Origin of the sequence: Adlercreutzia equolifaciens (assembly GCF_029076695.1) — a bacterium.
GTDB classification, from domain to species: domain Bacteria; phylum Actinomycetota; class Coriobacteriia; order Coriobacteriales; family Eggerthellaceae; genus Adlercreutzia; species Adlercreutzia equolifaciens_A.
In genome coordinates, this window is record NZ_JARFIK010000002.1 from 1 (window position 1) to 21,971 (window position 21,971).

The 21,971-nt window shown below is 62.1% G+C and carries 19 protein-coding genes; 11 read left to right on the forward strand and 8 right to left on the reverse strand.

Features of this window, described 5'->3' with window-relative positions; translation table 11 throughout:
- The first annotated feature begins 400 nt into the window (after positions 1-400).
- The 3 genes from PZH32_RS06125 (at position 401) to PZH32_RS06135 (ending at position 4,859) form a co-directional block, all read left to right on the forward strand.
- Positions 401-1,744 (forward strand): MFS transporter, encoded by a 1,344-nt coding sequence (locus tag PZH32_RS06125; RefSeq protein ID WP_275206934.1) that lies wholly within the window; start codon positions 401-403, stop codon positions 1,742-1,744.
- A 447-nt stretch (positions 1,745-2,191) separates the two neighbouring features.
- Positions 2,192-3,550 carry a hypothetical protein gene (locus PZH32_RS06130; RefSeq protein WP_275206935.1) on the forward strand — a complete coding sequence of 453 codons (1,359 nt, stop codon included), beginning with the start codon at positions 2,192-2,194 and terminating at the stop codon, positions 3,548-3,550.
- Between the two features lie 127 nt (positions 3,551-3,677).
- The gene (locus PZH32_RS06135; RefSeq protein WP_275206937.1) at positions 3,678-4,859 is read left to right on the forward strand and encodes a pyridoxal phosphate-dependent aminotransferase; all 1,182 of its coding nucleotides are present in this window, start codon (positions 3,678-3,680) and stop codon (positions 4,857-4,859) included.
- Here PZH32_RS06135 and PZH32_RS06140 read toward each other — a convergent pair.
- Both PZH32_RS06140 and PZH32_RS06145 read right to left on the reverse strand, forming a co-directional pair.
- Positions 4,856-5,077, reverse strand: coding sequence for a hypothetical protein (locus PZH32_RS06140; RefSeq protein WP_275206938.1), 222 nt, complete (start codon positions 5,075-5,077; stop codon positions 4,856-4,858). The genes PZH32_RS06135 and PZH32_RS06140 overlap by 4 nt on opposite strands.
- Before the next feature lie 10 nt (positions 5,078-5,087).
- On the reverse strand, positions 5,088-6,959 hold the full coding sequence (locus PZH32_RS06145; RefSeq protein WP_275206939.1) for a response regulator transcription factor: 1,872 nt from the start codon (positions 6,957-6,959) through the stop codon (positions 5,088-5,090).
- 258 nt (positions 6,960-7,217) lie between these two features.
- On the opposite strand from PZH32_RS06145, the gene PZH32_RS06150 reads away from it, so the two are divergent.
- Positions 7,218-7,814: an iron-sulfur cluster assembly scaffold protein gene (locus PZH32_RS06150; RefSeq protein ID WP_275206941.1), complete on the forward strand. Its 597-nt coding sequence runs from the start codon at positions 7,218-7,220 to the stop codon at positions 7,812-7,814.
- Between the two features lie 9 nt (positions 7,815-7,823).
- Positions 7,824-8,969 (forward strand): hypothetical protein, encoded by a 1,146-nt coding sequence (locus tag PZH32_RS06155; protein ID WP_275206943.1) that lies wholly within the window; start codon positions 7,824-7,826, stop codon positions 8,967-8,969.
- Positions 8,970-9,077: 108 nt separating this feature from the next.
- On the opposite strand, the gene PZH32_RS06160 is transcribed toward PZH32_RS06155, so the two are convergent.
- Positions 9,078-11,237 carry an aldehyde ferredoxin oxidoreductase gene (locus PZH32_RS06160; RefSeq protein ID WP_275206944.1) on the reverse strand — a complete coding sequence of 720 codons (2,160 nt, stop codon included), beginning with the start codon at positions 11,235-11,237 and terminating at the stop codon, positions 9,078-9,080.
- A 298-nt stretch (positions 11,238-11,535) separates the two neighbouring features.
- On the opposite strand from PZH32_RS06160, the gene PZH32_RS06165 reads away from it, so the two are divergent.
- Genes PZH32_RS06165 through nrfD form a run of 4 tightly spaced genes read left to right on the forward strand, consistent with a single transcriptional unit; the run spans position 11,536 to position 15,927 of the window.
- Positions 11,536-12,270, forward strand: a complete 735-nt coding sequence (locus PZH32_RS06165) for a ferredoxin-like protein (protein ID WP_275206945.1) — start codon at positions 11,536-11,538, stop codon at positions 12,268-12,270.
- A 50-nt stretch (positions 12,271-12,320) separates the two neighbouring features.
- Positions 12,321-14,483, forward strand: a complete 2,163-nt coding sequence (locus tag PZH32_RS06170; RefSeq protein ID WP_275206946.1) for a molybdopterin-containing oxidoreductase family protein — start codon at positions 12,321-12,323, stop codon at positions 14,481-14,483.
- Entirely contained in the window at positions 14,483-15,022 is a 540-nt protein-coding gene (locus PZH32_RS06175) for a 4Fe-4S dicluster domain-containing protein (protein WP_275208204.1), read from the forward strand. The genes PZH32_RS06170 and PZH32_RS06175 overlap by 1 nt, the downstream gene beginning before the upstream one ends.
- Positions 15,023-15,027: 5 nt before the next feature.
- Complete coding sequence (gene nrfD / locus PZH32_RS06180) at positions 15,028-15,927, forward strand: NrfD/PsrC family molybdoenzyme membrane anchor subunit (RefSeq protein WP_275206948.1); 900 nt, start codon at positions 15,028-15,030, stop codon at positions 15,925-15,927.
- A 60-nt stretch (positions 15,928-15,987) separates the two neighbouring features.
- Here the strand turns inward: nrfD and PZH32_RS06185 are convergent, their stop codons facing one another.
- From PZH32_RS06185 to PZH32_RS06205, 5 genes are all read right to left on the reverse strand, one after another.
- Positions 15,988-16,821: a M15 family metallopeptidase gene (locus PZH32_RS06185; RefSeq protein WP_275206949.1), complete on the reverse strand. Its 834-nt coding sequence runs from the start codon at positions 16,819-16,821 to the stop codon at positions 15,988-15,990.
- A gap of 143 nt (positions 16,822-16,964) precedes the next feature.
- The gene (locus tag PZH32_RS06190; protein WP_275206951.1) at positions 16,965-17,852 is read right to left on the reverse strand and encodes a hypothetical protein; all 888 of its coding nucleotides are present in this window, start codon (positions 17,850-17,852) and stop codon (positions 16,965-16,967) included.
- Positions 17,839-19,308 (reverse strand): sensor histidine kinase, encoded by a 1,470-nt coding sequence (locus PZH32_RS06195; RefSeq protein ID WP_275206953.1) that lies wholly within the window; start codon positions 19,306-19,308, stop codon positions 17,839-17,841. The genes PZH32_RS06190 and PZH32_RS06195 overlap by 14 nt, the downstream gene beginning before the upstream one ends.
- A 9-nt stretch (positions 19,309-19,317) precedes the next feature.
- On the reverse strand, positions 19,318-19,974 hold the full coding sequence (locus tag PZH32_RS06200) for a response regulator transcription factor (RefSeq protein WP_275206954.1): 657 nt from the start codon (positions 19,972-19,974) through the stop codon (positions 19,318-19,320).
- A 73-nt stretch (positions 19,975-20,047) separates the two neighbouring features.
- The gene (locus PZH32_RS06205; RefSeq protein WP_275206955.1) at positions 20,048-20,563 is read right to left on the reverse strand and encodes a pyridoxamine 5'-phosphate oxidase family protein; all 516 of its coding nucleotides are present in this window, start codon (positions 20,561-20,563) and stop codon (positions 20,048-20,050) included.
- Positions 20,564-20,677: 114 nt separating this feature from the next.
- On the opposite strand from PZH32_RS06205, the gene PZH32_RS06210 reads away from it, so the two are divergent.
- Positions 20,678-21,193 (forward strand): very short patch repair endonuclease, encoded by a 516-nt coding sequence (locus PZH32_RS06210; RefSeq protein WP_275206957.1) that lies wholly within the window; start codon positions 20,678-20,680, stop codon positions 21,191-21,193.
- A gap of 161 nt (positions 21,194-21,354) precedes the next feature.
- Entirely contained in the window at positions 21,355-21,909 is a 555-nt protein-coding gene (locus PZH32_RS06215) for a MarR family winged helix-turn-helix transcriptional regulator (RefSeq protein ID WP_275206958.1), read from the forward strand.
- Positions 21,910-21,971 lie beyond the last annotated feature (62 nt).

Here is a 21,971-nt window from a genome sequence, read left to right on the forward strand (position 1 = left end):
ACCCGTTCGGCGGCGGCCTGCACTGCTCCACGGCCGACGTCTACCGCGAGGGCGAGTGCCTGGACTACTTCCCCAACCGCGTCGAGGATCCCACCCTCGTGCGCCCCGACATGTGGAAGTAAGCACCGCTTCGCCATTGCACATAGCGCATGCGAAAGGAACCCGCCTCGGCGGGTTCCTTTTTTGTTGTTGCTCGAAAAGATCAGGTGGTAAAAACTATTTTTCACAAAACCCCTGATGAGGCAAGATGGAAAAAATTGTGCAGATGAGTATTTCCTCAATGACAACTGCATAAAACAATTCATATGGTAAGGTGGATAGCTAAGTTGGACCCTTTTGGAAGGAGACATCATGGTTTGTACCGCTCCTGTCCCCCTCAACCAAGGTCTAGGTGATTGCCATGGCATCTGATGCAGCTGTTTCTACGTACGCCACCGCTTCCGAAGCCGAGAAGCACGCCGTTTTGAGGAAGGTAACCGGGTCCTCATTCCTCGGCAACTTCATCGAGTGGTTCGATTACGCGTCCTACTCGTATCTGGCGACGGTTATCGCCCTGGTGTTCTTCCCCTCGGAAGACCGCTTCGTGGGTGTTATGAGCACCTTTGCCGTGTTCGCGCTCTCGTTTCTGGTCCGCCCCATCGGTGCCATTTTCTGGGGCAACATGGGCGACAAGAAGGGCCGTAAATGGGCCTTGTCCGTATCCATTCTGCTTATGAGCGGCGCCACGTTCCTGATTGGCTGTCTTCCCGGTTACGCGCTCATTGGCATCGGTGCTCCTTTGCTGCTGTTGCTGCTGCGCATGGTGCAGTCGTTCTCGGCTGCCGGCGAATATGCGGGTGCAGCCACGTTCATTGCGGAATACGCGCCGCACAACCATCGCGGTTTCTACTGCTCTATGGTGCCCGCCTCTACGGCTACGGGCCTGTTGGTGGGCTCGCTGCTCGCTACGTTCATGTTCAACACCTGGGGCGCCGACTCGTCCTTTGTGGTTGACTGGGGCTGGCGTATCCCGTTCTGGCTGGCGCTGCCTTTGGGCTATATCACGCACTACATCCGTACGCACCTGGAGGACTCCCCGGTGTACGCGCAGATGCAAGAGCAGCTGAAGGCCACGGGCGAGAAAGTGGAGCATCCCATCCGCACCCTGTTCAAGAAACACTTCAAGGTGCTGCTCATCTCCTTCGGTGCTTGTGTGCTGAACGCCGTGGGCTTCTACGCCGTGCTTACCTACTTGCCCAACTATCTGGAGACGGTCCTGCTGTACGATCCCGGTGACGCATCCACTATCACCACCATTGTGCTTATCGTCTACATTGGGTTCATCTTCCTGTCCGGACGTATTTCTGACCGTTTCGGCCGCAAGAAGATGCTCATTGGCGCCTGTGTGGGCTTCATCGTGTTCACCGTGCCGGCCTTTATCCTGCTGGGCACCATGAACTTCTGGGTCATCCTTCTGGTCGAGCTGGTGATGTGCCTCATTCTTACCATCAACGACGGAACCTTGGCCAGCTATCTTACCGAGACCTTCCCCACCGATGTGCGCTATTCGGGCTTTGCTCTGTCGTTTAATTTGGCCAACGCCATCTTCGGCGGCTCGGCCTCCTTCATCAGCTTCTGGTTGATCGACATTACGGGTAATGCCATTGCACCGGCATGGTACATGGTAGTGATTGCCATTATCGCTCTGGTGGCCATGTGCATGACCCACGACCACTCCGGCAAGAAGCTGAACGACGTGAAGTAGGGAAGGTGTTTGCAAGCCTTTCGCTCAAGTTATCGAGAAAAGCCCCGTGAGGGGCTTTTCTTTTGTGGAAAGGTCCAAAGCGTAAGAAACCCCGCTGCGTAAGGGCATGGCAGCGGGGTTCTCACCTCAAATTCCCTGTGGGAATGGCACAGGAGCACATTGTTGGGGCGTATGCCCCGGCATCCGTTTAGCGGATGATGATCGGCCAGTCGCTCATTTCGGGCCTCCTTAGTGGTTCGATCATTCGCAAAGGGGGAAATACTTCCTTTTCTTATCTCGCATTATGCGCTGTTTACCTGCTATTATCAATATCTAAAATAATGATAATAAGTATATTAATTATAGATAGTAATCAATTTAAAACTTGATATTACTAATGACAGAATCTGATAATTTTTGATGCCAGATCTGCTATTCTTTCCTCGAATCCGTGAGGAAAGGGGCACCATGGCAACACAGGGCAAGAAGACCAAAACCGTGACCCTCAGTCGGGATGACTTTGTAGAGGCTACGGTTGAGTTTATGAGCCATCCCTGCTTTCTCCAGCTGCGCTCAGCGGCCGATGTGGGCATTCTTTTGTTTGAGGACCTGGATCACTTCGATTTACCCGAAGGGTACTCGAAGAATGATATTTGGCGCATCCTGACGGCCATTCGCAAGCAGGCCGCCGTGTTTATCCCCGAGGATCCCGAGCGCAAAGCGGACATGTGGATGATCACCACCAGCGCGTTGTCCTTCGACTCGGAGATGATGGAAGTGCGCATGAAGGGCAATTCGTCTTTGGCCCGTTCGCTTCGCGAGATTCAGGGATCAGCCTTTATCACGCGCTTCATTGAGAACACCCTTATTGGCGGCCTGAGCGCCGAAGATATTGTCGTGGATGAGGAGCGCGTCCATGAGCTGTATGTAGGGGAGGCTCCGGCCAGCTCCCTCGATCGACTGGTGGCCAACTATTTCAGTCTGTCGAGTCGCTGCGACTTGCTGGCCCATCGCGAGATTACCCATGGGCTCATCGAGAACCTGTACTACGACCTCATCGAGGGAGTGGATTTGTCCTCGCTGCCCGAGCGCCATCCTGTGCCCCTCGATCCGCACTTGCCGCCGCCGGAATCCCAGGTGCTCATGGATCTGGTGTGCCAACGGGCGCGCTCGGCCGATGACGATATGCGCTTCGGTCCGGTGCTTCGCATCGTGAACATCATGTGGTTCTTCCGCTACTTCAACGTAGTGCCTCACTTGAACGTGCTGGTAGGGCTGCTGCTGCGCAACATCATTGCCATAAAATGGGATTTGCCGGTTATGGCGTGGCTGCCCGACGGTCTGGATGTGCGCGAGGGGGATGACGTGGTGGATGCCGCCCGCCAAGAGGCCGTGTTCGCGCATTGGTCCACCGATTTCGGCTTCGGCTTCGACTTCACGCCCTACTTCGAACTTAATCTAAAGCGCTATCTGTTTCAGCTGGAGAAGCTCAATGGTGCTCTGAGCTACTTGGAGCGCCTTAACGAGCAGATCGAGCGCATTTTCGAATCGGACATTAACCATCGTCAGATGTCCATTCTCTCGTCGCTCATTCGCGAGCCCGGGGCCGTTATGCGCATCGCGCCGCATCAGCGCGCTTTCCGCATTGCCTACGGCACGGCCCGTGCCGATTTTCTGAGCTTGGAGCGGGAGGGCTACCTGGTGCGCGAGCAGGAGGGGCGCGCTTTTGTGTTCCGGGCTCACCCCGACCTCCGCGACAAAATTGAACAGCTGGGGGAGGCGGCCGTCGATTCGGCCGAGCTTCCCAGCGTCTTGGCGTCTGCGTGAGTACCCTTTGGGCAGCTGAGGGTTAGAATAGCGGGGAGCGAGAGAGCCGAGGCGCTGCTTGTCGGGGTGTCGGCCGAATGCCGGGACGCTACGGCAGGCTGCCGCAGCGGGTAGGAAAGGATGCCCCATGATCAACGAGAAAATGTACGGCCTGGGCGATGAGCCGAGCGTCATTCGCGAGCTGTTTGCCTACGGCTTGGAGCGCAAGGCGGAAATTGGCGCCGAGAACGTGTTCGACTACAGCATTGGCAACCCTTCGGTGCCGGCGCCGTCGCTGGTGCGCGAAACCCTCGAAGAGCTGCTGACGCTCGATCCTGTGGAGCTGCACGCCTATTCCCCGGCCGCTGGCCTGCCGCCGGTGCGTCAAGCCATTGCCGACTCCATTGCCCGTCGCTACGGCCAGCAGGCCACGGCGGCTCATGTGTACATGACGGCGGGAGCGGCCGCGGCCCTGGCGGCTTCCATCAGCGCGGTCACCCATCCCGGCGACGAGGTGGTGGTCATTTCGCCGTACTTCCCCGAGTACCGCACGTGGATTGAGGCGGCGGGTTGCACGGTGGTGGAGGTGCCGGCACTGCAGCCGTCGTTCCAGCCGGATATCGAGGCGCTGGACGCTGCCATCAACGAGCGCACGAGCGCGGTGATCATTAATTCCCCGAACAACCCCGTGGGCGCGGTGTACACGCGTCAGAGCCTGGAGGCCCTGGCGGCACTGCTCAGCCGCAAGGAGGCGGAGCTTGATCGCCCGCTGTACCTGATCAGCGATGAGCCCTATCGCGAGATTACCTACGGCGCCGAGGTGCCCTGGGTGCCGTCCATCTATCCGCGCACGCTGGTGTGCTACTCCTACTCCAAGGCGCTCTCGCTGCCGGGCGAGCGCATTGGCTGGGTGTACGTGTCCGATGATGCCGAGGACGGCGATGCCGTGGCGGTGGCCGTGGCCGGCGCCGGCCGCGCCTTGGGCTACGTGTGCGCGCCCGTGATGCTGCAGCGCGTGGCTGCCCGCTGCGTGGACGAGCCGTCGGACGTGGAGGCCTATGCTCAGAACCGTCGCCTGCTCACGGAGGGCCTGGATGCGCTGGGTTACGAGTACGTGGAGCCTGACGGTGCGTTCTACTTGTGGGTGAAAGCGCTGGAGCCCGACGCCAATGCCTTCTCCGAGCGCGCCAAGGGCTTCGAACTGCTGCTGGTGCCTTCGGACAGTTTTGGCTGCCCGGGTTGGGTGCGCCTGTCCTACTGTATTGCGCGCGACACCATCGAGCGCTCCATGCCGGCCTTTGCGGCTCTGAAGGAGAGCTACGCTGCTTAACGGCTCAGCCGCTTCGATGCCAGCAAGAGTGCGACGCTGGCCACTACCAGGGCCACTAAGGTGGCCACGCGGCCGAAGCTGGGGTCTTTGTACCCAATGACGAAGACGCCGACGCAGAACAGCGCCATAACGGCGCAGAGCAGTGAAAGCCAGCGAAGATACAGCGGCGCTCCCGTCACGGGGGCGCCTTTCTTTTTGCGTGCGGGGGAGGAGGGCATGGGTTTTCCTTTACGAAGCGTAGGCGGATAGGTACTCGAGAATGTCCTGGCGCGAATGCATGCCGCATTTGCTGTAGATGCGCTTGATATGGGTGTGGGCCGTGGCCGGGGTAATGCTCAGCTCTTCGGCCACTTTCTTCTGGGTGTAGCCTAGGGCGTACAGCGTGAGCACGTCCACCTCGCGATCGGAGAGGAGGAACTGCTCGCCCATGGCCTGAACACGTTGGCGCATAGTGGCGCTTAGATCGATGCCGCTGGAAGGCGAATCGGGGGCGGCCATGGAGGAAGGGCTGGTGATCGCAGGCGATTTCGCCCGTGGCGCGTTCCCGGAGATTGTTTCGTTTTGGGACATCCGCTGGCGGTTGAGGGGATGACCGAGAAGGGCCTCTTCGGTGCCGGGGACCGATGGTGCGCTTGAGGAACGGAGGGCGGGTGAGCACCCGTCGGTGCATTTGATGCATCGTTCTGCTTGGGCTGCGGAGACGGCCTCGAAGGCGGCTTTCTGGACGGCGGCCACGGCGGCAGCTACTTCGGCCGCCTCGTGCTCGGCGGCATTGCGTGTGGCGTTTTGCAGGGCCTCTTCGGCTTGGGCCAGGGCTTCTTCGGAAGAGGCGATATCGGCCTGGGCTTGGCGAAGCTGCTCGTCGGCCAGGGCCTCGCGGCGGTCCATCTCGGCTTCACGCCGATCGGTCTCGGTGCTCCATTCGCGATGCTCGGCCAGCAGAAACTGCACGAGTACCACCTGGGTGGAGATGAGGATGAGCGCGCCCAGCAACGAGTTGATAAAGATATCGTTGCCCGTCAGGGGGTAGACTCCGAGCAAGAGCATACGAGCCACCGAGCGGGTGCCGAAGCAGACGACCCAGCCTGCCAGGGCATAGAAATACGGGTCGCGATCGCCAAAATTAACGAAGGCGATAATGACGTAAAAGCAGTAGGCGCAGATGACAATGTTGAGGATGTTGACGGCCACCGCACCGATTTCCCAATGGAAGGGGAAGGCGCCGAAAAGCACCAGGGCGAAGCTGGCCAGCAGCTCCATAGCGATAAAAATGCCCACGGTCATGACGCGCTCGCGACGGCGCACGGTGAGCACCATAAGCAGCACGCACACGATGACAGCCCCCACCGCATAGGCAAAGCGCGTGCCCGGCGTGAAGGGGATGGGCAACCCGTCGGGGTAGCCGCGCAAGAAGCCGTCGACGAAGCCAAGGCACCCCATGCCCACAGTGCAAGCCGTGAGGAAACGGGCGTCCTGCATGGAGCTGCGGGCAAACGTGAAGAAGGTGCGGGCGCGGCGATGGGGGCGGCTGGCCAGCTGGTCCTCGTGGGTGCTTGAGGGTCCCATGAGGGCAAGCTGCATGACAATGAGGATGGCTCCCAGGATGTTCTGCACGAGGGCGGGCGTGAACGAGAGCGCGTAGACCAGCAGCACACTGACGGCAAAGGCCGCAAAGACGAAGAGGGCGGCGGTTACCTCGTCGGTGTGGCGCAAGCTGCGCAGCCAGTAGAACATGCACAGCGAGAGCGCCGTGGTTGAAAGAACGCTGAGGCCAAACGTGAGAGAGGCAGGGGCGTGGCTGGTGGCGTCCAGGGTAGCAAGGGCCACCGAGCAGCCCGCGGCCACAGCTACCGAGGCAGCGAAGAGAATCTGCACGACCCGATCGGGCAGCAGGGCGCGCGTGCGTGAGAAAACGAGAAGGAGCACGAGAAAGGCTGCGCAGGTGATGAGCATGGCCCCGTCGGTGAAGAGTCCCTCGTCGGTGGCGGAGTAGCTGCCGTAGCACGCCACGATAAGCGCGGTGCGGGCGCACACGATGCCCACCAGCATGGGCCAAAACGTTTTGATGCGGGAAATAAGCCCGCTGGCAACGGCATGCATGTTTTTCCTCCCCTGTGAGCGCACCGGCCTGCGTGCCGCTGCGCAAGTGCTCCCTATAATAGCCCTTTCTTCGTGGGGTTTTCCCTGGAAAATTAGGAAAAGCTCGCTGTTGACTGACTGCTACCAAACGTCATCCGAAAGAGGGTAAAAGCCACTGGGTCCTTCTGGTAGGCTGACATTAATCATGAGGGAGAGTGTCAAGATTCTTGAACTCGATTCGCTGCCCTGGTTGAGGGCAGTGGTGAAAGGAGCGTTGCCATGAGCGAGCGCGATATCTACCACGAGCCGCCGACCCGCGTCCTGCTGCGCACGGCCGATGCCTACCAAACCGAGGCTTTGGACGAAGTGGCGGGGTATTCCGATATGGTACTGGCCATTGTGGCCAACTATCGCAACGGCGGCCGTCCCGAGGGCATGAATGCTCAGGCCATGGTAGGCAAATCCAAGCGCGGCGAAGTGGCCTTCCGCTTGTTTGCCCGCATCAACCCCGCTACGCGGGTTATCGAGCAGGCGGGGTTCAAGACCCGGGGCTGCTTGGCTATGACGGCCTGCGCCAGTGTTACCTGCGAGATGATCGAGGGCAAAACCTTGGAGGAGGCCCTGACGCTGACTACCGAGGACGTGCGGGCGGCGGTGGATGGGGTGCCGGCGGGAAAGGCCAATACGCTGACGTTTTCCGTTGAGGCCGTGCATGCTTTGGTGGGTGACTTTCTTGTGCGTGAGGGGGCTGGCTTGGCCGAGCTGGATGCGCTGGTGCCGTGCGATACGGCTGGTATAGCCTGCCTCATGTGCGAGCATTGCTCACTGCGCGACACGCGTACCGAGCTGCTGGTGGCATCCATGGACGACGAGTAGGAGGCTACCATGCGCGAAGAGGATGAGATCCGCGCCGCCGTGGTGGCGCTGGCTGAGGCGGTGGAGCGCGGCGAGGTGGCTGAGGGCGAGCTGCTTTCGGGTGCGGGGCTTCCCGCCAGCTTCCTTGGAGAGGGGGATGACAAGGGCGGTTCCCTCGGGGAGCCGGAGGTGCCGAAGACTGAGACGCTCAGCCCCGAGGAGCAGCGTGAGCGCGCGATTGCGGCCGTGTTCGATGCCGTGCGGCTGGCCACGCGCGGCAGCCGTCTGTCGCAGCCGGCGCAGTGGGAGGCCCAAGGGCTGGTGCCTGACGTCATGACCGCGGAAGACTTGGAGATGGCGGTGTATGACCGCCTGATGGAGGCGGGAGGGGCGCAGCCCGAGATTGCTTCCGAGCGTCTGGGTGACGGAGCCGTTGCCGGGGGCGCTGAGGCGCCCGAGCGCCCCCGCAACAAACATGTCAATTCGCCGTTCTCATCCTCCAACGGCCGGGCCGTGGGAGCACCGGCCTTCAAGCGCCGCCATGCGACCGCAGAAGCCCCGGCGGTTGCCGACGGAGAAGCGCCTTCGCACGGGAGCGGCGAAGGAGAGCCGGGTACCGAGCATGCCAGTGGAGACGTGGCCGTCGGTCTTGAGGTGACAGAGCAAGTCATGGATGGCGTTGAGGACCAAGAGTCTTCGGAGGGCGTTTTTTCTGCGGCTGCCGCTGACGCTGCTGATGCTGATGCCGCTGAAGCCACCGAAGGCACCGAAGCAGTGCCTCGGTTCCCCGAATGCGAGGGCATACGCCTGCTCATGGGGGCCAGCAGCTACTACTTGTACGACAGCGCCGCTATGACCGACTCCTACGCTCGCTGGGCCTTCCTGGCCGCCGAAGACGATCCCGTAGCCACCTTTGTCGAGTGCGTGCGCGAGGAGTCGGCGGTATACCCGCGTCCCATGGCCCGAGCAACTCTGGCCAACGACCCGTTCCGCCTGAATGCCGCAGCCGTGGAAGCGGCCTTCGCCGATGCCGTGGCCCAGGGTCGCGCTGAGGACATCGAGCGCCTGGAGGCCTCCAACGGCGATGTCTATTTCTTCTCGACGCGTTTTCTCACGCCGGTGCGCGCCCAAGCGCTGGCCGAATGGGACGCCGTCGAGCGCAAGCGTAACGTATAGCGGTATTCCCGAGACTTCGGCGCAAACGAAAAGATCCCCGCTTATGCGGGGATCTTTTCGTTTGCGGGAGGGCTGTTTCAGGAGGCACGGCCCTCCCTATCGGAACGCCTAGGCGTCGGGAAGCAGGCCCAGGGCGGCCAGGTCTTCCTTGACGTCGGGCATATCGTAGTAGTCGAGGCACTCGGCGGTGGGGCAGCCCAGCTCGGGATCCCAGCCGAAGCACTCGTAGAGCATGGTCAGACCCTTCTGGAAGTCTTCCTTGTCCATCTTGTTCGTGCCCTCGGTGAACACGGGGATATCGGGGTCCATAGTGTAGGGCCACTCGGTAACCACGTCATGGATGGTGCGGAAGTCGTTGGTGCCCATGTTGCCGTCCTTGTCGGTCATGCCGCGGGCGGTATTGGCGCGCTGCAGCGTCATGATCTTGGCGCCGGCCTTGTACAGGTCCTCGGTGGTCACGTCCTCGCCGGTGACGGCCTTCATGAACTTGGCCTCCAGGTCCAGGTCGCCGCGATAGTCGCGGGCGGCCGTGGGGCTCATGGTCATGGGCCATACCCAGTTGCACAGGGTCAGCGAATCGTGCAGGACGTCAGTTACCACGGACCACCAGGCGAAGTTCGCCTTGTACTCGTTCATGGGGGTGTAGTTCTTGTCCGGGTCGATGGCCGATGCGTCGCCCCACACCTCGGCGGCAATTTGCTGCTTCAGCTCGAAGGGCAGGCCGCAGCCTTGGAAGTTCACGGCGGAGTGGATCATGTCGTCGCGGTTGAACATCATGTTGTACAGCAGGCCCACCTGGCCGAAGCACTCGTGAGCGTGGTGGACCGGCCAGCCGCGGGGGTTGATCATGCACGAGGCGGCCGTGTCGTTCCAGGCCTGGTCGTTCCAGCGCTCGGTCCACACCAAGGGGCCGTGGCCCACGTAGGCCAGCTCGGAGTCGTTCTCGGCAATCTTCTTCAGCAGCACCGGCACCATGGAGGGGTCGTTGTTCTTGAAGGCGTCCCAGTCGATGGCGGCGTACTCCTCTTCGGGCAGCACGCGCTTGAATACGCCGTCGGCGTAGCAGTGGGCAATGTCACGGTAGATCTGGCCGTAGTTGCACCACAGGCCCAGATCGTCCATGGTGGAGCCGAATACCTGGTCCCACACCAGGGCGTCTTCGCTCTGGGGTTTCACCGTAGTGTTCTCGCCCAGAATGCCGATCATATAGTTGGTGAAGGGGAAGTTCGGTACGCAGGTGTTGCCGGTGATCTCGTAGCCGCCGTTGGCTGCGCTGGCCGGTACGCGCATGTCGGAGTAGCAGTGGATGGGACAGCTGTGGCAGCCGTCCATCTTGATGGTGTACTTCTCGGCCTCGGGGCCCTCGTCCTTGAAGGACTTCATGCAGCGGTAGCCCACGGTGTTGATCTCGCCGGGCTTGGGCTCGCCGGTTTCGATGGGGCCGCCCTCGGCCAGGGCCCAATCGAGGCCCTTCTGCGCCGTCCAACGGGAGCCGGCGTCGAAGTACTCAGCCCATTCCTGTTGGGTGGAGGGCACCACGTGGTTGTTGTTGGAGCCCACGATCTCGCGCAGCATGTAGTCGGAAAGGTCGGCCACAGCCTGTGGATCGGCTACGTAGATGGGTTTCGTGCCGCGCACCACCAGGGCCTTCAGCTTCTTGGAGCCCATGACGGCGGCCGTGCCGGCGCCGGCGGAGTGGTTGCGGGAGTTGATGATGCAAGCGTAGGGCAGCAGGTTCTCGCCGGCCGGGCCGATGGTGGCCACGCAGAAGTCGGTGCCTTCCTTGCGGGACAGCGCCTCGGTGGTGGCGCGGGTGCCCAAGCCCCATACCTTGTCAGCGGATTTGATTTTGACGTCATCGTCGTCGATGACCAGGTAGACCGGTTTGTCGGAAGCGCCCTCCAGGATGATGGCATCCCAGCCGGCCTTCTTGATGGCCGCGCCGATCATGCCGCCGGTGTGGGCGTCGACAACCTGATGGTCCTTCGTGTAGGTGGACAGCGAGGCGATGGTGGTGCGGCCGGCCAGGGGCACGCCCGTGGCGGTCAGGGGGCCGACGGCGAAGACCACCTTGTTCTCCGGAGAGAAGGGGTCGGTGCCGGCGGGCACCTCGTCGTACATAATCTTATTCGCGATGCCCATGCCGCCTACGTAGGCCTTGTAGGGATCGGTGGGGCTTGTCGAAATGGTTCCGTCCGTGAGATTAACGCGGAGGATTTTCCCGGTCCAACCGTAGGACTTTCCGGGATCAAGCTTGGTGTCTGCCATGATGAAGCTCCAAATCTCTTCGTGTGCTGTTGTTGCGCGGCACGCTCTTCGCGATCTGGAGTAATCGATGAAATAAGCATATATGCAGGGGTTTTGCAGCGATACCCTCAATGAGGGGACATTTTTTGACAGAAAAACAACGGCACGGTTGACGGACGACAAACAAAAGAAAAACTTTCGGTAATGCCCCTCAAAGAGGGTACACAAACCCTTCATTCATTATTAACATGCTCAGTGTTGCGCGGCGTTTGCGATCTTGAGTTCTCTCTAAGCGAACTAATACAAGGGGGAGTTCAAAATGACAGACACCCAGAAATTTGATCCCGCTGCCCCTCAGCAGACTCCTGCTTCTGGCAGCACCGCTTCCGCTCCGGCTGCCGCCGAGCCGAAGCCGAAAACCTTCAACCGCCGTTCGGTGCTGGCCATGGCCGGCTGCGGCGTGGCCGGCCTGGTGGTCGGCGGCGTCCTGGCCTCTTGGGGCGTGACCACCCAGTCCATTGCCTCGGGCCGTATCGAACTGCGCACCACTCCTGCGAAAATGATCGTCACGGACCGTGCTCGCTGCTCTGGTTGCCAGCGCTGCGAGATGATGTGCACGCTGAAGAACGACGGGGCTGCGCAGCAGTCCATCGCCCGCGTGCGCGTGTGGGACAACTACAACTTCGGTTCGGGCGTTGATACCAACGACGGCATCTTTGGCAATTGCCAGTTCACCGTCCAATCTTGTAAGCAGTGCGCTGATCCTCAGTGTGCGAAGTACTGCCCGGTTCACGCCATCTCTGCGGACGAGGAAACCGGCGCCCGCGTTGTGGACGAGGAGGCGTGCATCGGCTGCGGCATGTGCAGTGCCGCCTGCCCCTGGAACATGCCTCAGGTGAATGCCCAGACGGGCACCTCCACCAAGTGCGTCTCCTGCGGCCGCTGCGCCGAGCAGTGCCCCAATGGTGCCATCAAGTTCATCGATTGGGAAGATATCGCGCAGAAAGTTATCGACGGAGGGGTTGTGTCCACGGCGACGATCGTTGTGGCCTAGGTCTCAACGGGAAACGTCGCGACATGCCTTCTGGTAGAGAGGATAGAGCAATGTCTGAGATGGCAATTACCAGGCGAGGATTCCTGGCCGCCAGTGCCGCGGGGGCTGCCTTGGCAGCATCCGGTGCCACGCTGACGGGCTGCGCATCCACCCCTGCCGTTGACCAGGCCTATGCCGACGAAGTGGTCAACACGCAGTGCACCGCCTGTGCGAAACAGTGCGGCTATGCCGCCTACGTGGTCGATGGCTCCATCGACAAAGTGGTGGGTCACGCCACCAACCCCCATGCCGCCGGCACCTTGTGCGCCCGGGGCTTTGGATCGGCCGCCGTGGCCACGTCCGAGGATCGACTGACCGAGCCGCTGCGCCGCAAAGACGACGGCAGCTATGAGTCCGTCGAGTGGGACGTGGCTCTCGAGGAAATCGGCCACACCTTAAGCGACATCAAGGGGCAGAAGGGCCCCGAGGCCCTGGCGGCCATTACCAACGGCACGTCCACCGCCTCCTTTTACTGGACGCGTCTGATGAATGCCTTGGGCAGCGCCAACAGCTACACCAATGCCGCCACCGCATCGCTTTCTGTGGCGTCGGGCTTGGCCCAGGCCACGGGTTACCAGGCCTGTGAAGTGGATTACGCTCAGACCAAGATGGTGGTCATCTTGGGTGCCAGCGCGGTGGAGATGCCCGATCCGGGCACGGTTGCCGGTCTTGAGAAGGCCAAGGAAAACGGCGCTGCCATTGTGATGGTGGATTCGCGCATGCCCGCCTCGGCGTCTCTGGCCACGGAATGGCTGCCGGTGCACGCCGGCACCGACCTGGCCCTGGTGCTGGCCCTGGCCCACAGCCTGGCGGCCCATGGAAAGGTGACCAAAGAAGCGGCCGCGGCCATGGAGGGTTACGAAGCCTGGGAGGCCTCGCTGGCCACCTACACGCCCGCCTGGGCAGCCCAGATTACCGGGCTTTCCGCCGACCGCATCGAGACGCTGGCCCTGGAGCTGGCTGCTGCGGCGCCAGCGGCTTCTCTTGATCTGTCGTGGTTGGCCCTGTTCGGGGGCGCCTACGGCAACACCGGCGAGCTGGCGCGCGCCACGGCCTTGGTCAACGCTATGCTGGGCAGCTGGAACGTGCCCGGCGGTGTGTATGCCGAGACCCCGGCCGTTGATCTTGCAGATACCGTATTGGCACCGGTGGCAGTGACGACCGCAGATGTCACGACCAATGACTACCCGCTGGCCGCTGGCGGCTCGGCACCGCAGGCGTTGCGTCTGGCCCACGACGGCGCCATCGAGGCGCTGTTCCTAGCCGATGCCAATGTGGTGGCGGAGTATCCGGATCCGGCCTACGTGAAGGAGGCCATCGAGGCCTGCACGCTGTCGGTGGCCATCGTGCCGGAGCTGACCGAGACGGCCGCCTGCTGTACCTTCGTGCTGCCTGAAAAGACGTGGAGCGAAAGTGCCCAGCTTCCCAGTGTGTCCGGGGCGGTTCATCCAACGCTGGTAGTTTCCTCGCAGGTGATCGAGCCCCAGGTAGAGCAGGCTCGCTCGATTCCTGAAATTGTCGAGGCTGTGGCTGCGGCCACGGGCGTCGAGAGCGCCTTCCCCTTTACCCTGGCCGAGGCCACCGATGCCTACTGCCAGGCCTGCGGATGCACGGCGGCTGGAGCGGCTGCTGTGGGATCGACGGCGCTCAAGACGACCGCCACGGGTTGGCCGACGGCGTCGGGCAAGATCGAGTGCGCCAGCGACGCGGCGGCCCAGGCCGGCCTGACGGCGCTGCCCACCTGGGTTGCGCCCACGGTGAGCCCCGATGCCCTGGGATTCGAGTTCTATCGTTTGACCACGGGCAATCAGGCTACCCAAACGGCGGCCGAGACCGTCAACGCGGCTCCTTTGGCGGCTATCGCCCAGCAATACGACCTCGATCGTCTGTGGGTCAGTGCCGAGACCGCGGCCGATTTGGGCGTGGCCGAGGGCGACGAGGTGGTTATCGAGAACGAGTACGCCTCGGCATGGGTGCCGGTGCACGTCACGGAGCTGATTGAGCCCACGGCGCTGTACCTTGCCTCGCATTACGGCGTAGAGAACAACGAACAGACCCAGGCCAACGGCGTGGGTGTGCGTCAGGCGCGCTTCGTGCCCTTCGCACTGGAGACGGCCTATGGCGCCCCGCTTCTGCAGGAGTCCATGGTGACCGTCGGGAAGGCAGGTGCATGATGACTCGCTACGGAATGCTCATTGACACGACGAAATGCGTGGGCTGCTCTGCCTGCCGCACCGCCTGTCAGCGTCAGAACAACCTGCTGCCCGATGAGGACTTCATCCGTTTCGAGCGGCGGGAAACGGGGAAGTACCCGAACGTCAAGGTAGAGACGGTGCCGCTGCAGTGCATGCACTGCGATGACGCCCCCTGTGCGTCGGTGTGCCCCACGGGGGCGGCACACAAGGGCGCCGACGGCATTGTCAGCGTGGACCAGGGCCGCTGCATCGGTTGTTTGTACTGCATGTCGGCCTGTCCCTATCAGGTGCGCGTGCGCAACTCCCAGACCGGCGCCGTGGACAAGTGCCGATTCTGCGCCGTGCAGACGGAGAAGGGCGCTACCACCTGCACCTGCGTGGAGGCCTGTCCCGCCCATGCCCGCGTCTTCGGCGACCTGGACGATCCTGATTCCGAGTTGGCCCGCACCATCGTCGAGAAGGGCGCCAAGCCCATCGCCGGCGATCTGACGCAGGCCAAAGTTTATTACGTGAGGTGATTGAGATGACCTACGAACCCATTTGGGGCGCCATCATTGCGTGGTACCTCTTCCTTGCCGGATTGGGCGGCGGCGCGTTCGTCACCTCGACGTTCATCCGCTTCCGTCATCCGGAATGCCACGGCCTTATGCGCATCGGGCGCGTAGTGGCGCCGGTGGCCGTGTGCATCGGCCTGGTGCTGCTGATGTTCGACGCTATGGCGGGCTTCCAGCATCCGCTGCGCTTCGCTCTGCTGCTGACCAACTTCGGGTCGGTCATGACCTGGGGTGTGGTGTTCTTGGCTGCATTCGTGGTAGTGGCGCTTATTGTGGCCGTCATGGACTTCATGAAGCGCGACGTGCCCGCGTGGCTTGATATTCTCGGTACCGTCATGGGCCTGTGCGTGGCGGCCTACACGGGCTGCCTGCTCGGCGTCTGCCAGGGCTTCCCGCTGTGGAACACCGCGCTTCTGCCCATCCTGTTTTTGGTGTCGGCGGTGTCCACCGGCATGGCCATCGTGCTGCTCATCGGCGCCTTCGTGAAGCCCGACGAGTTCAACCGCGTGGTGGTGCTCAAGAAGTTCCACTTCTGGCTGCCCGTGGTGGAGCTTATCCTGGTGGCGGCGCTGCTGTTCGTCACCTCGGCCAATCCCAGCCCTGCCGGCTGGGCCAGCGTCATGACCTTGATTTCCGGCAACTGGGCCGTGGCCTTCTGGGTGCTGTTCATTGCCGTGGGCTTGGTTGTTCCCACTATTCTGGAATGCTGGATGCTGTGGATTGCCTCGCATCAGCTGGAGACGTCCCGCACCGGCCAGATGGTCAGCGCGGCCTCTGATGCCGGTGTTCTTATCGGCGGCTTTGTTCTGCGTTTGATGATTGTCTCGGCGGCGCTGCCCATTACCATCGTGCAGCCCTGGATGTTCTAGAGCCGACGGCGCCTCCCCCTGGTGCCGCAACGCTCCACTTCTTTTCGAGAAGGGCGGGGTTTATCCCCGCCCTTCGCCGTTTGCGAGGTAGGTTTCGAGCCACTCTTCAAAGCACAGGCCGCTGTCGGTGATGGCACGGGCGTACTCGGCGCCTACGTAGCGGTAGTGCCAGGGCTCGTAGCCGATGTTCGTGATATCGCTCTTGTCGGTGGGGTAGCGCAGGATGAAGCCGTAGTCGGCGCAGTGCTTCATAAGCCATTTCTGCGCCTTGGCTTTCTCCTGCTTCTTGTCCAGCTCCTGGTAGCTTTCGTCGACCAGATCGACGGCCAGGCCCGCTTCATGCTCGCTGCAGCCGGGACGCGCCACCCAAAACGCCGCTTCCTCCCGAGCCTTCTTGCCCGTAAGCCCCTCGTCCTTGCATTGCTGTACGCGGGCGCGATACAGTTCCCGCTGCTTGGCGCGGGTGCGGAAGGAGGAGCAGACCACGGGGTGGCGATTCGCCTTGCGGGCTGCTTTCAGCATGGCCTGCAGGCTCTGATAGATGCGCTTGTCTACGGCATGGGCGCCGTCGGCGAAAGATTTGAGCTCGGGGGCCTCGAAGTTGTCGGGTAAAGGATGCTCCCCGTTGATGAGGCGCAGGTTCCAAGGAAGATCCTCGAGGGTGAGCGCCGGGGCGTGCAGGCTCAGGGACGTTGCCTGATTGGCGGCGCTGGCCGCCGCGCCAGGATTGAGGGGGCTGTCGGCCAAGCTTGAACCCAGATGCGGCGACGAGGCGGTGGGGTCGGCGGCAGCGCGGGCTTGACAGCTTGCAACGCCGAGGGCTGCGGCTGCCGCGGTTCCGCCCAGGACGAAGAGGGCCTCACGTCGGGTAAGGGTGGCATGCTGCACGGACACGGGGCCTCCTTTCCGATGGGCTGGGCGCGGAACAACGTCGCTGTTGCCTGCCATGCTGGTGCAGGTTGTTCTCTGCGAAGAGTAGATGCTGGGGGCATCTTACCTGCATCATTTGATGCTGCTATGGAAAAAGCGTTTTCTCGTCAATTATTCATGATGGCGGCAAACTCCCAGTCGAACGTGGATTTCGCATCTGAAATGACGGCGAGGCTTTCGGCGGGCGTTCCCAGGATTACCTCGACGGCGAAGGGGGCTAAGGCGGCGTCGACGGTGAGGTTGACGCCGGTGTCGGCTACTTCAAAGCAGTTGGCTTTCTTGCCATCCTGGGTACGCTCCAGGGTGAGGCCCCATTGCGCAGCGAGCCACTGGGCGTAGCGTTCGGGATCGATGGCTTCGGCGGAGGAGCCGCTAGTTTCGTCTTGGGTCAAGGCGGCGTTGTCGGCGTGCTCGACAACAAGCGAGCCCTCGCCTTCCTCGTCGGCAAGGGAGATGCTGACGGCTTCGGCGTCGGTATTTGCGGGCCCGAAGATGAAGGCCACAGGGCTGCCGCTGGCCTCGTCGAAGATCATCCATCCCTCGTGGGCATAGGCGTCGTCCTTGTCGGTCGAGGACTGGAAGATGCTCACGGTGCTGACGGCGGTATCGCCGGCCGGGTCCCAGTACAGGGTGCGGTTTCCCCAGCTCTCGGTATTTGACGGCTCCTCGGCCAGCGATGCATCGAGGAGTCCTTCGTCGACCAAGGATTGGCGGCTCGCGCGAAAACGCTCGGTCCAGCGTTCCAGCTCTTCGTCGCCGAGAGGTTGAGCCAGAGTCAGGATGTCGTCTTCCAGGTCGCCGTCGAACACTTGGAGACGTTCAAGGAGGTTGGGGGCACTGGAGGCCACGGTGGGGCGGGAGTGATCCGCCTCTACGTGGAGCTGGCCCGTCATTTGCCTGTCCTGCAGCTGCGAGAACTGGGGCGGCACCAGTATCGAGGCGGCGAGCACCGTCAGGGTGACGGCAACGGCGGCGATGGTTTTAGCGGTGCCCATGGCGAGCCTCCTTGCTCACAGGGGCAGTGGTGTCGGGGGCCAAGGGAAGGCGCAAGCGGGCGGTGGTGCCCTTGCCCGGCAGGCTGGTGAAAGAAAGGCTGCCCCCGTGGAGCCGGGCAATGCGCTGGCAAATGGCCAGCCCAAGGCCGGCTCCGCCCTGGGCGCGCGAGCGAGACTTGTCCACCATGTAGAAGGCCTCGGTGATGCGGTCGATATCCTCCTCGGGGATGCCGGCACCGCTATCGGTGACGGCAATCACGTAGGCTGCGCCATCGCAACGTCCCGTGACCGTTATGCGGTGCCCTCGGGCCGGGGCGGCTGCCGGGCCGGCGGCCTCGCACGCCTTGCGAGCGTTGTCGATCAAATTGAGGCAGGCGGCCTCAACAAGGTCGGGATCAAGGGTGACGGTGGCGTGCTCGGCTCTCACGGTGAGGCTCACGGCGGAGGCGGTCAGAGCCGGCTCGAGGGCACCCCCTACTTGGCCGAGGAAGGCATCCATGGCCACGGGGCGGCGCTCGAAGTTCTGGCTTTCCAGCACGAGGAGATCCATGAGCTTGCGCGAGAGGGCTTCCAGGCGCCGACCTTCGCGGAAAATGTAGCGGGCGCTCTCCCGAGCCTCCTCGCTGGTGTCGGGCCGTGACAGCAGCAGCTCGGCGTAGCCGATGATGGAAGTCAAGGGCGTTTTGATTTCGTGGGCGAAGGCGCCGATGAAGTCCTCTTGGCGTTGGGCGGCGGCCGTCAAGGCGTTGACGTGAGCCTCCACCTGATCGGCCATATCGTTAAAATCTTGGGACAAGGTGCTCAGCTCGTCATTGCCCTGGACCGGAACGCGCTCCTCGAGGTTGCCCTGGGCCATGGCCCGAGAGGCGGTGGAAAGGCGTCGCAGGGGCCTGGTAATCCACAGCGATAGCAATCCTGCGGTAAGGCCGACCACGGCCACGGCCGCTGCTTCGATAGAGGCGAACAGGCGGAATTGTTCGTCGCGCTGGTGAAACAGCTCATTCACATCGCGCTGGGTTTCTAGGAAGACATCGCCGCCCGTGGTGGGCACGGGGGTGGCCGCTGCCAGCATGCGTGTGCCGCCGGGACGCTCATCCAGGACCCAGCCTCGCTCTTCGGATCCCAGCGATGAGGCAAGGGCTGTGGCGGGGGCGCCAAAGGAGGGGCTCGTCATGAGCGTTGCTCCCTCGGCGGTGGTTAAGGCGAAGGACAGGGACTGGTTTGCCGTGGCCTCGGCCAGCTGACGGGCTGCCAAGGTAAGTTCCCCGGCCGATGCCGTGGTGCCGCTTTCGCTAACCAGTGCATAGCGCAGCAGGTCGCCTTCTTCGAGGAGCGCCTCCACCTCGCGGTTCAGGGACATCTTGAACTGCGAGTAGATAAGAGCATAGCCTCCCAGCGACAGGGCCAGGGCCGCAACAATCACCATATTGCAGAACAGTTTCCAGGACAGGCGCACCGGCAGGTCCTACCATTCCAAACGATAGCCGACCTTGTAGACGGCTACCAGGCGCTTCTCCAGTCCGAGCTTTTTGCGCATGCGCTGCACGTGCAGGTCCACCGTGCGACTGTCGCCGAGAGGTCCGTCTCCCCATACCATATCGTAGATGCGGTCGCGGTAGAGAGCTACGTTGCGATTGCGCACGAACAACAGCAGGAGGTCGAACTCCTTGGCAGTGAGCGGGACAACTTCTCCGTTCTTGCGAACGCAGTGGGCCGCCGTGTCAATTTCGATATCGGGCGGAAGGGTCACCGTGCGACCGAGCTTGCCGCAGCGACGCAGCACGACATCGACGCGGGCCAAAAGCTCCATCAGCTCGAAGGGCTTGGTCACGTAGTCCTGGGCACCTTGGCGCAGCCCTCGGACGCGATCATCGAGGGAGTCTTTGGCGGTGAGGAAAATAACGGGCACGTCACGGGTTTGGGCGAAGGCCAGCAAATCATAGCCGTCAATCTTAGGCAGCATGATGTCGAGGAGGGCCAAGTCAAATCGCTCCCGCTCCAGCAGATCGGCGGCAACGCGGCCGTCTTGGGCCCAACGACAGCGATAACCGGCTCCTTCCAGAGCAACGGTGAGCAGGTGGGCAATGGCTTCGTCGTCTTCGGCAATCAAGATAGTGTTCATGGCGTAACCTCCGCGGCCATGCTGCCACGGAAAGCCATCATTGTTGCATCAGGCCCCGTGGTTGACGAGATCTCTACGGGCGCTGACGGGTCAGATTGATGGCCTCCTTGCCCGTGATGGCCTCCAGTTCGATGACGAGCACGTCAAGACGCTTGAACGCTTTGTCGATTTCCTCCGAGACGAAGTCGTCGAGACCGGGGCAGTATTTGTTGCCGAGAGCGATGAGCCCCCTCATTTTCTCATCGCCTTCGGCAAGGTGTGCGGTGCCGAAGGTGATGACGCTTCGATAGAAGTTAGTAAGCTCCTCGGGCACCACTTGGCTGCGGCCCACCACGGTGAAGCACACGCGCGGGTTGGCGGCCAGGGCGTCGAGCTTGTGGCCCGTGGTGGCGCAGTGGAGGTAGAGACGACCGCGCGGTGTCTCGGCGCTTCCGTCGGGGTCGGCCTCGAACGCATAGCTGATAGGCAGCGCGTACGGGTAGCCGTCGGTGCCGCCGGTACCAAGGATGCCGTAGGCTCCTTCTTCGAGAATGTCCAGGCACTCATCGAAGGGGAGCATTTGCTTGTGACGGCGCATGGCATGAGACATGGAGACTCCTTTCGCTTGGTACGGGGCCATTGTAGCAGGGGGAGTGCGGTACCCCAAGGCTGGGAATGGCTATAATGCGAAGGACGAATGAGGCGCGAGCGAGGAGAGTCGGCGGTGGGACGCAAGAAGAACCAAGAAGAGGGATCTCGCGCTGCAGATGGCGGCGGCCGCTATGACTTCGGGGTGGTGTCCCTGGCCACGCGCAAATCCATGCAGGGTAACAAGCGTCGCGATACCTCGCCGGAAATGAAAGTGCGTCGCATGTTGCGCGAAATGGGTTTTACCGGCTACCGCGTCGATTGGGCCAAGGCGCCGGGGCGTCCCGACGTGGCGTTCGTCGGCCGCAAAATTGCCATCGAAGTGCGGGGGTGCTTTTGGCACCGGTGTCCCACCTGTCAGCTGTCGGTGCCCAAGAAAAACGTGGAGTACTGGGAAGCGAAGTTCGCCCGCAACGTTGAACGGGATGAGCGCAATTTGGTGGCCCTCGAAGAGCAGGGTTGGCGGGTGCTGGTGCTTTGGGAGCATCAGCTGCGCAAAAAGGAACTGCCCGCCACCCGCCGCTTGATCTATGAGACGGTGCGTCGTCCCGACGACCCGCCCTATGACGAGGCCTTTCCCGAGGAAGCGTAGAATGTCGCGCGGCTTGCGGCGGCCGAGCACGGATCATTGACGGAGGGTCGATGATGGCCCCGCAACGGTTTGGTTGCGACTCGGCGTGTGGAGCGACCATAGCTCGCTGGCACCTCGTAAGCTGAAACCGTACCTCCGCATTCTCAAGAAAGAAGGTCGTTATGACACAATCAACGGAAGTGCTGGCTGCGCTGAAGCGCGCCGGCAATTACAGCAAGTTGGCTATGCACAACGAAGGTCCGCGCAGCTTCAAGCGTGGTCAAGGTGCCCTCATCAAAGTTGTGGCCAAGTTCGGTGACAAGAAGGGCATCTCTTGCAAGAAACTCGGCCGTACGTTGGGCTGGGGCCATCATGAGGTTATGGCCGTGGCCAAAAAGGCCGCTGACAATGGCTACGTCGACATTACGAAGAAGGGCGATGGCAAGCATCGCATCTCGCTGACGAAAACGGGCAAGCAAATCCTCAAGAAGCGCATGGCCGCCGAGGACCGAGCCGCTGATGCCGTGTGCTCTTACCTGACCGATCAGGAGAAGGAGCAGCTGGTGGCGTTGTGCGCCAAGGTGAACGAGGCCTGTGAGGACATGGGTGTCGACTATGCCGAGATTAAGAAGCGCCCCCATCGTCATCATGGCCACCGCGTGCATCGCTTCGGCCATCATCATTGCGCATCGGGCAGCAAGGCCAAGGGCTCGACTAAGAAGTGCGGCTGCAAGTAAGGCGCGCAAGCGTAGAGAGCTTGGTAAAACGGGCGCGGCACGTCTTCGGCGGCCGCGCCCGT

Bases quoted from the DNA above. Each gene is read 5' to 3' on its own strand.
- PZH32_RS06125 (WP_275206934.1), top strand. From the start codon at position 401: ATGGCATCTGATGCAGCTGTTTCTACGTACGCCACCGCTTCCGAAGCC.
- PZH32_RS06145 (WP_275206939.1), bottom strand. From the start codon at position 6,959: ATGCATGCCGTTGCCAGCGGGCTTATTTCCCGCATCAAAACGTTTTGG.
- PZH32_RS06135 (WP_275206937.1), top strand. From the start codon at position 3,678: ATGATCAACGAGAAAATGTACGGCCTGGGCGATGAGCCGAGCGTCATT.
- PZH32_RS06130 (WP_275206935.1), top strand. From the start codon at position 2,192: ATGGCAACACAGGGCAAGAAGACCAAAACCGTGACCCTCAGTCGGGAT.
- PZH32_RS06200 (WP_275206954.1), bottom strand. From the start codon at position 19,974: ATGAACACTATCTTGATTGCCGAAGACGACGAAGCCATTGCCCACCTG.
- PZH32_RS06215 (WP_275206958.1), top strand. From the start codon at position 21,355: ATGACACAATCAACGGAAGTGCTGGCTGCGCTGAAGCGCGCCGGCAAT.
- PZH32_RS06190 (WP_275206951.1), bottom strand. From the start codon at position 17,852: ATGGGCACCGCTAAAACCATCGCCGCCGTTGCCGTCACCCTGACGGTG.
- PZH32_RS06175 (WP_275208204.1), top strand. From the start codon at position 14,483: ATGACTCGCTACGGAATGCTCATTGACACGACGAAATGCGTGGGCTGC.
- PZH32_RS06170 (WP_275206946.1), top strand. From the start codon at position 12,321: ATGTCTGAGATGGCAATTACCAGGCGAGGATTCCTGGCCGCCAGTGCC.
- PZH32_RS06140 (WP_275206938.1), bottom strand. From the start codon at position 5,077: ATGCCCTCCTCCCCCGCACGCAAAAAGAAAGGCGCCCCCGTGACGGGA.
- PZH32_RS06165 (WP_275206945.1), top strand. From the start codon at position 11,536: ATGACAGACACCCAGAAATTTGATCCCGCTGCCCCTCAGCAGACTCCT.
- PZH32_RS06160 (WP_275206944.1), bottom strand. From the start codon at position 11,237: ATGGCAGACACCAAGCTTGATCCCGGAAAGTCCTACGGTTGGACCGGG.
- PZH32_RS06155 (WP_275206943.1), top strand. From the start codon at position 7,824: ATGCGCGAAGAGGATGAGATCCGCGCCGCCGTGGTGGCGCTGGCTGAG.
- PZH32_RS06150 (WP_275206941.1), top strand. From the start codon at position 7,218: ATGAGCGAGCGCGATATCTACCACGAGCCGCCGACCCGCGTCCTGCTG.
- nrfD (WP_275206948.1), top strand. From the start codon at position 15,028: ATGACCTACGAACCCATTTGGGGCGCCATCATTGCGTGGTACCTCTTC.
- PZH32_RS06205 (WP_275206955.1), bottom strand. From the start codon at position 20,563: ATGTCTCATGCCATGCGCCGTCACAAGCAAATGCTCCCCTTCGATGAG.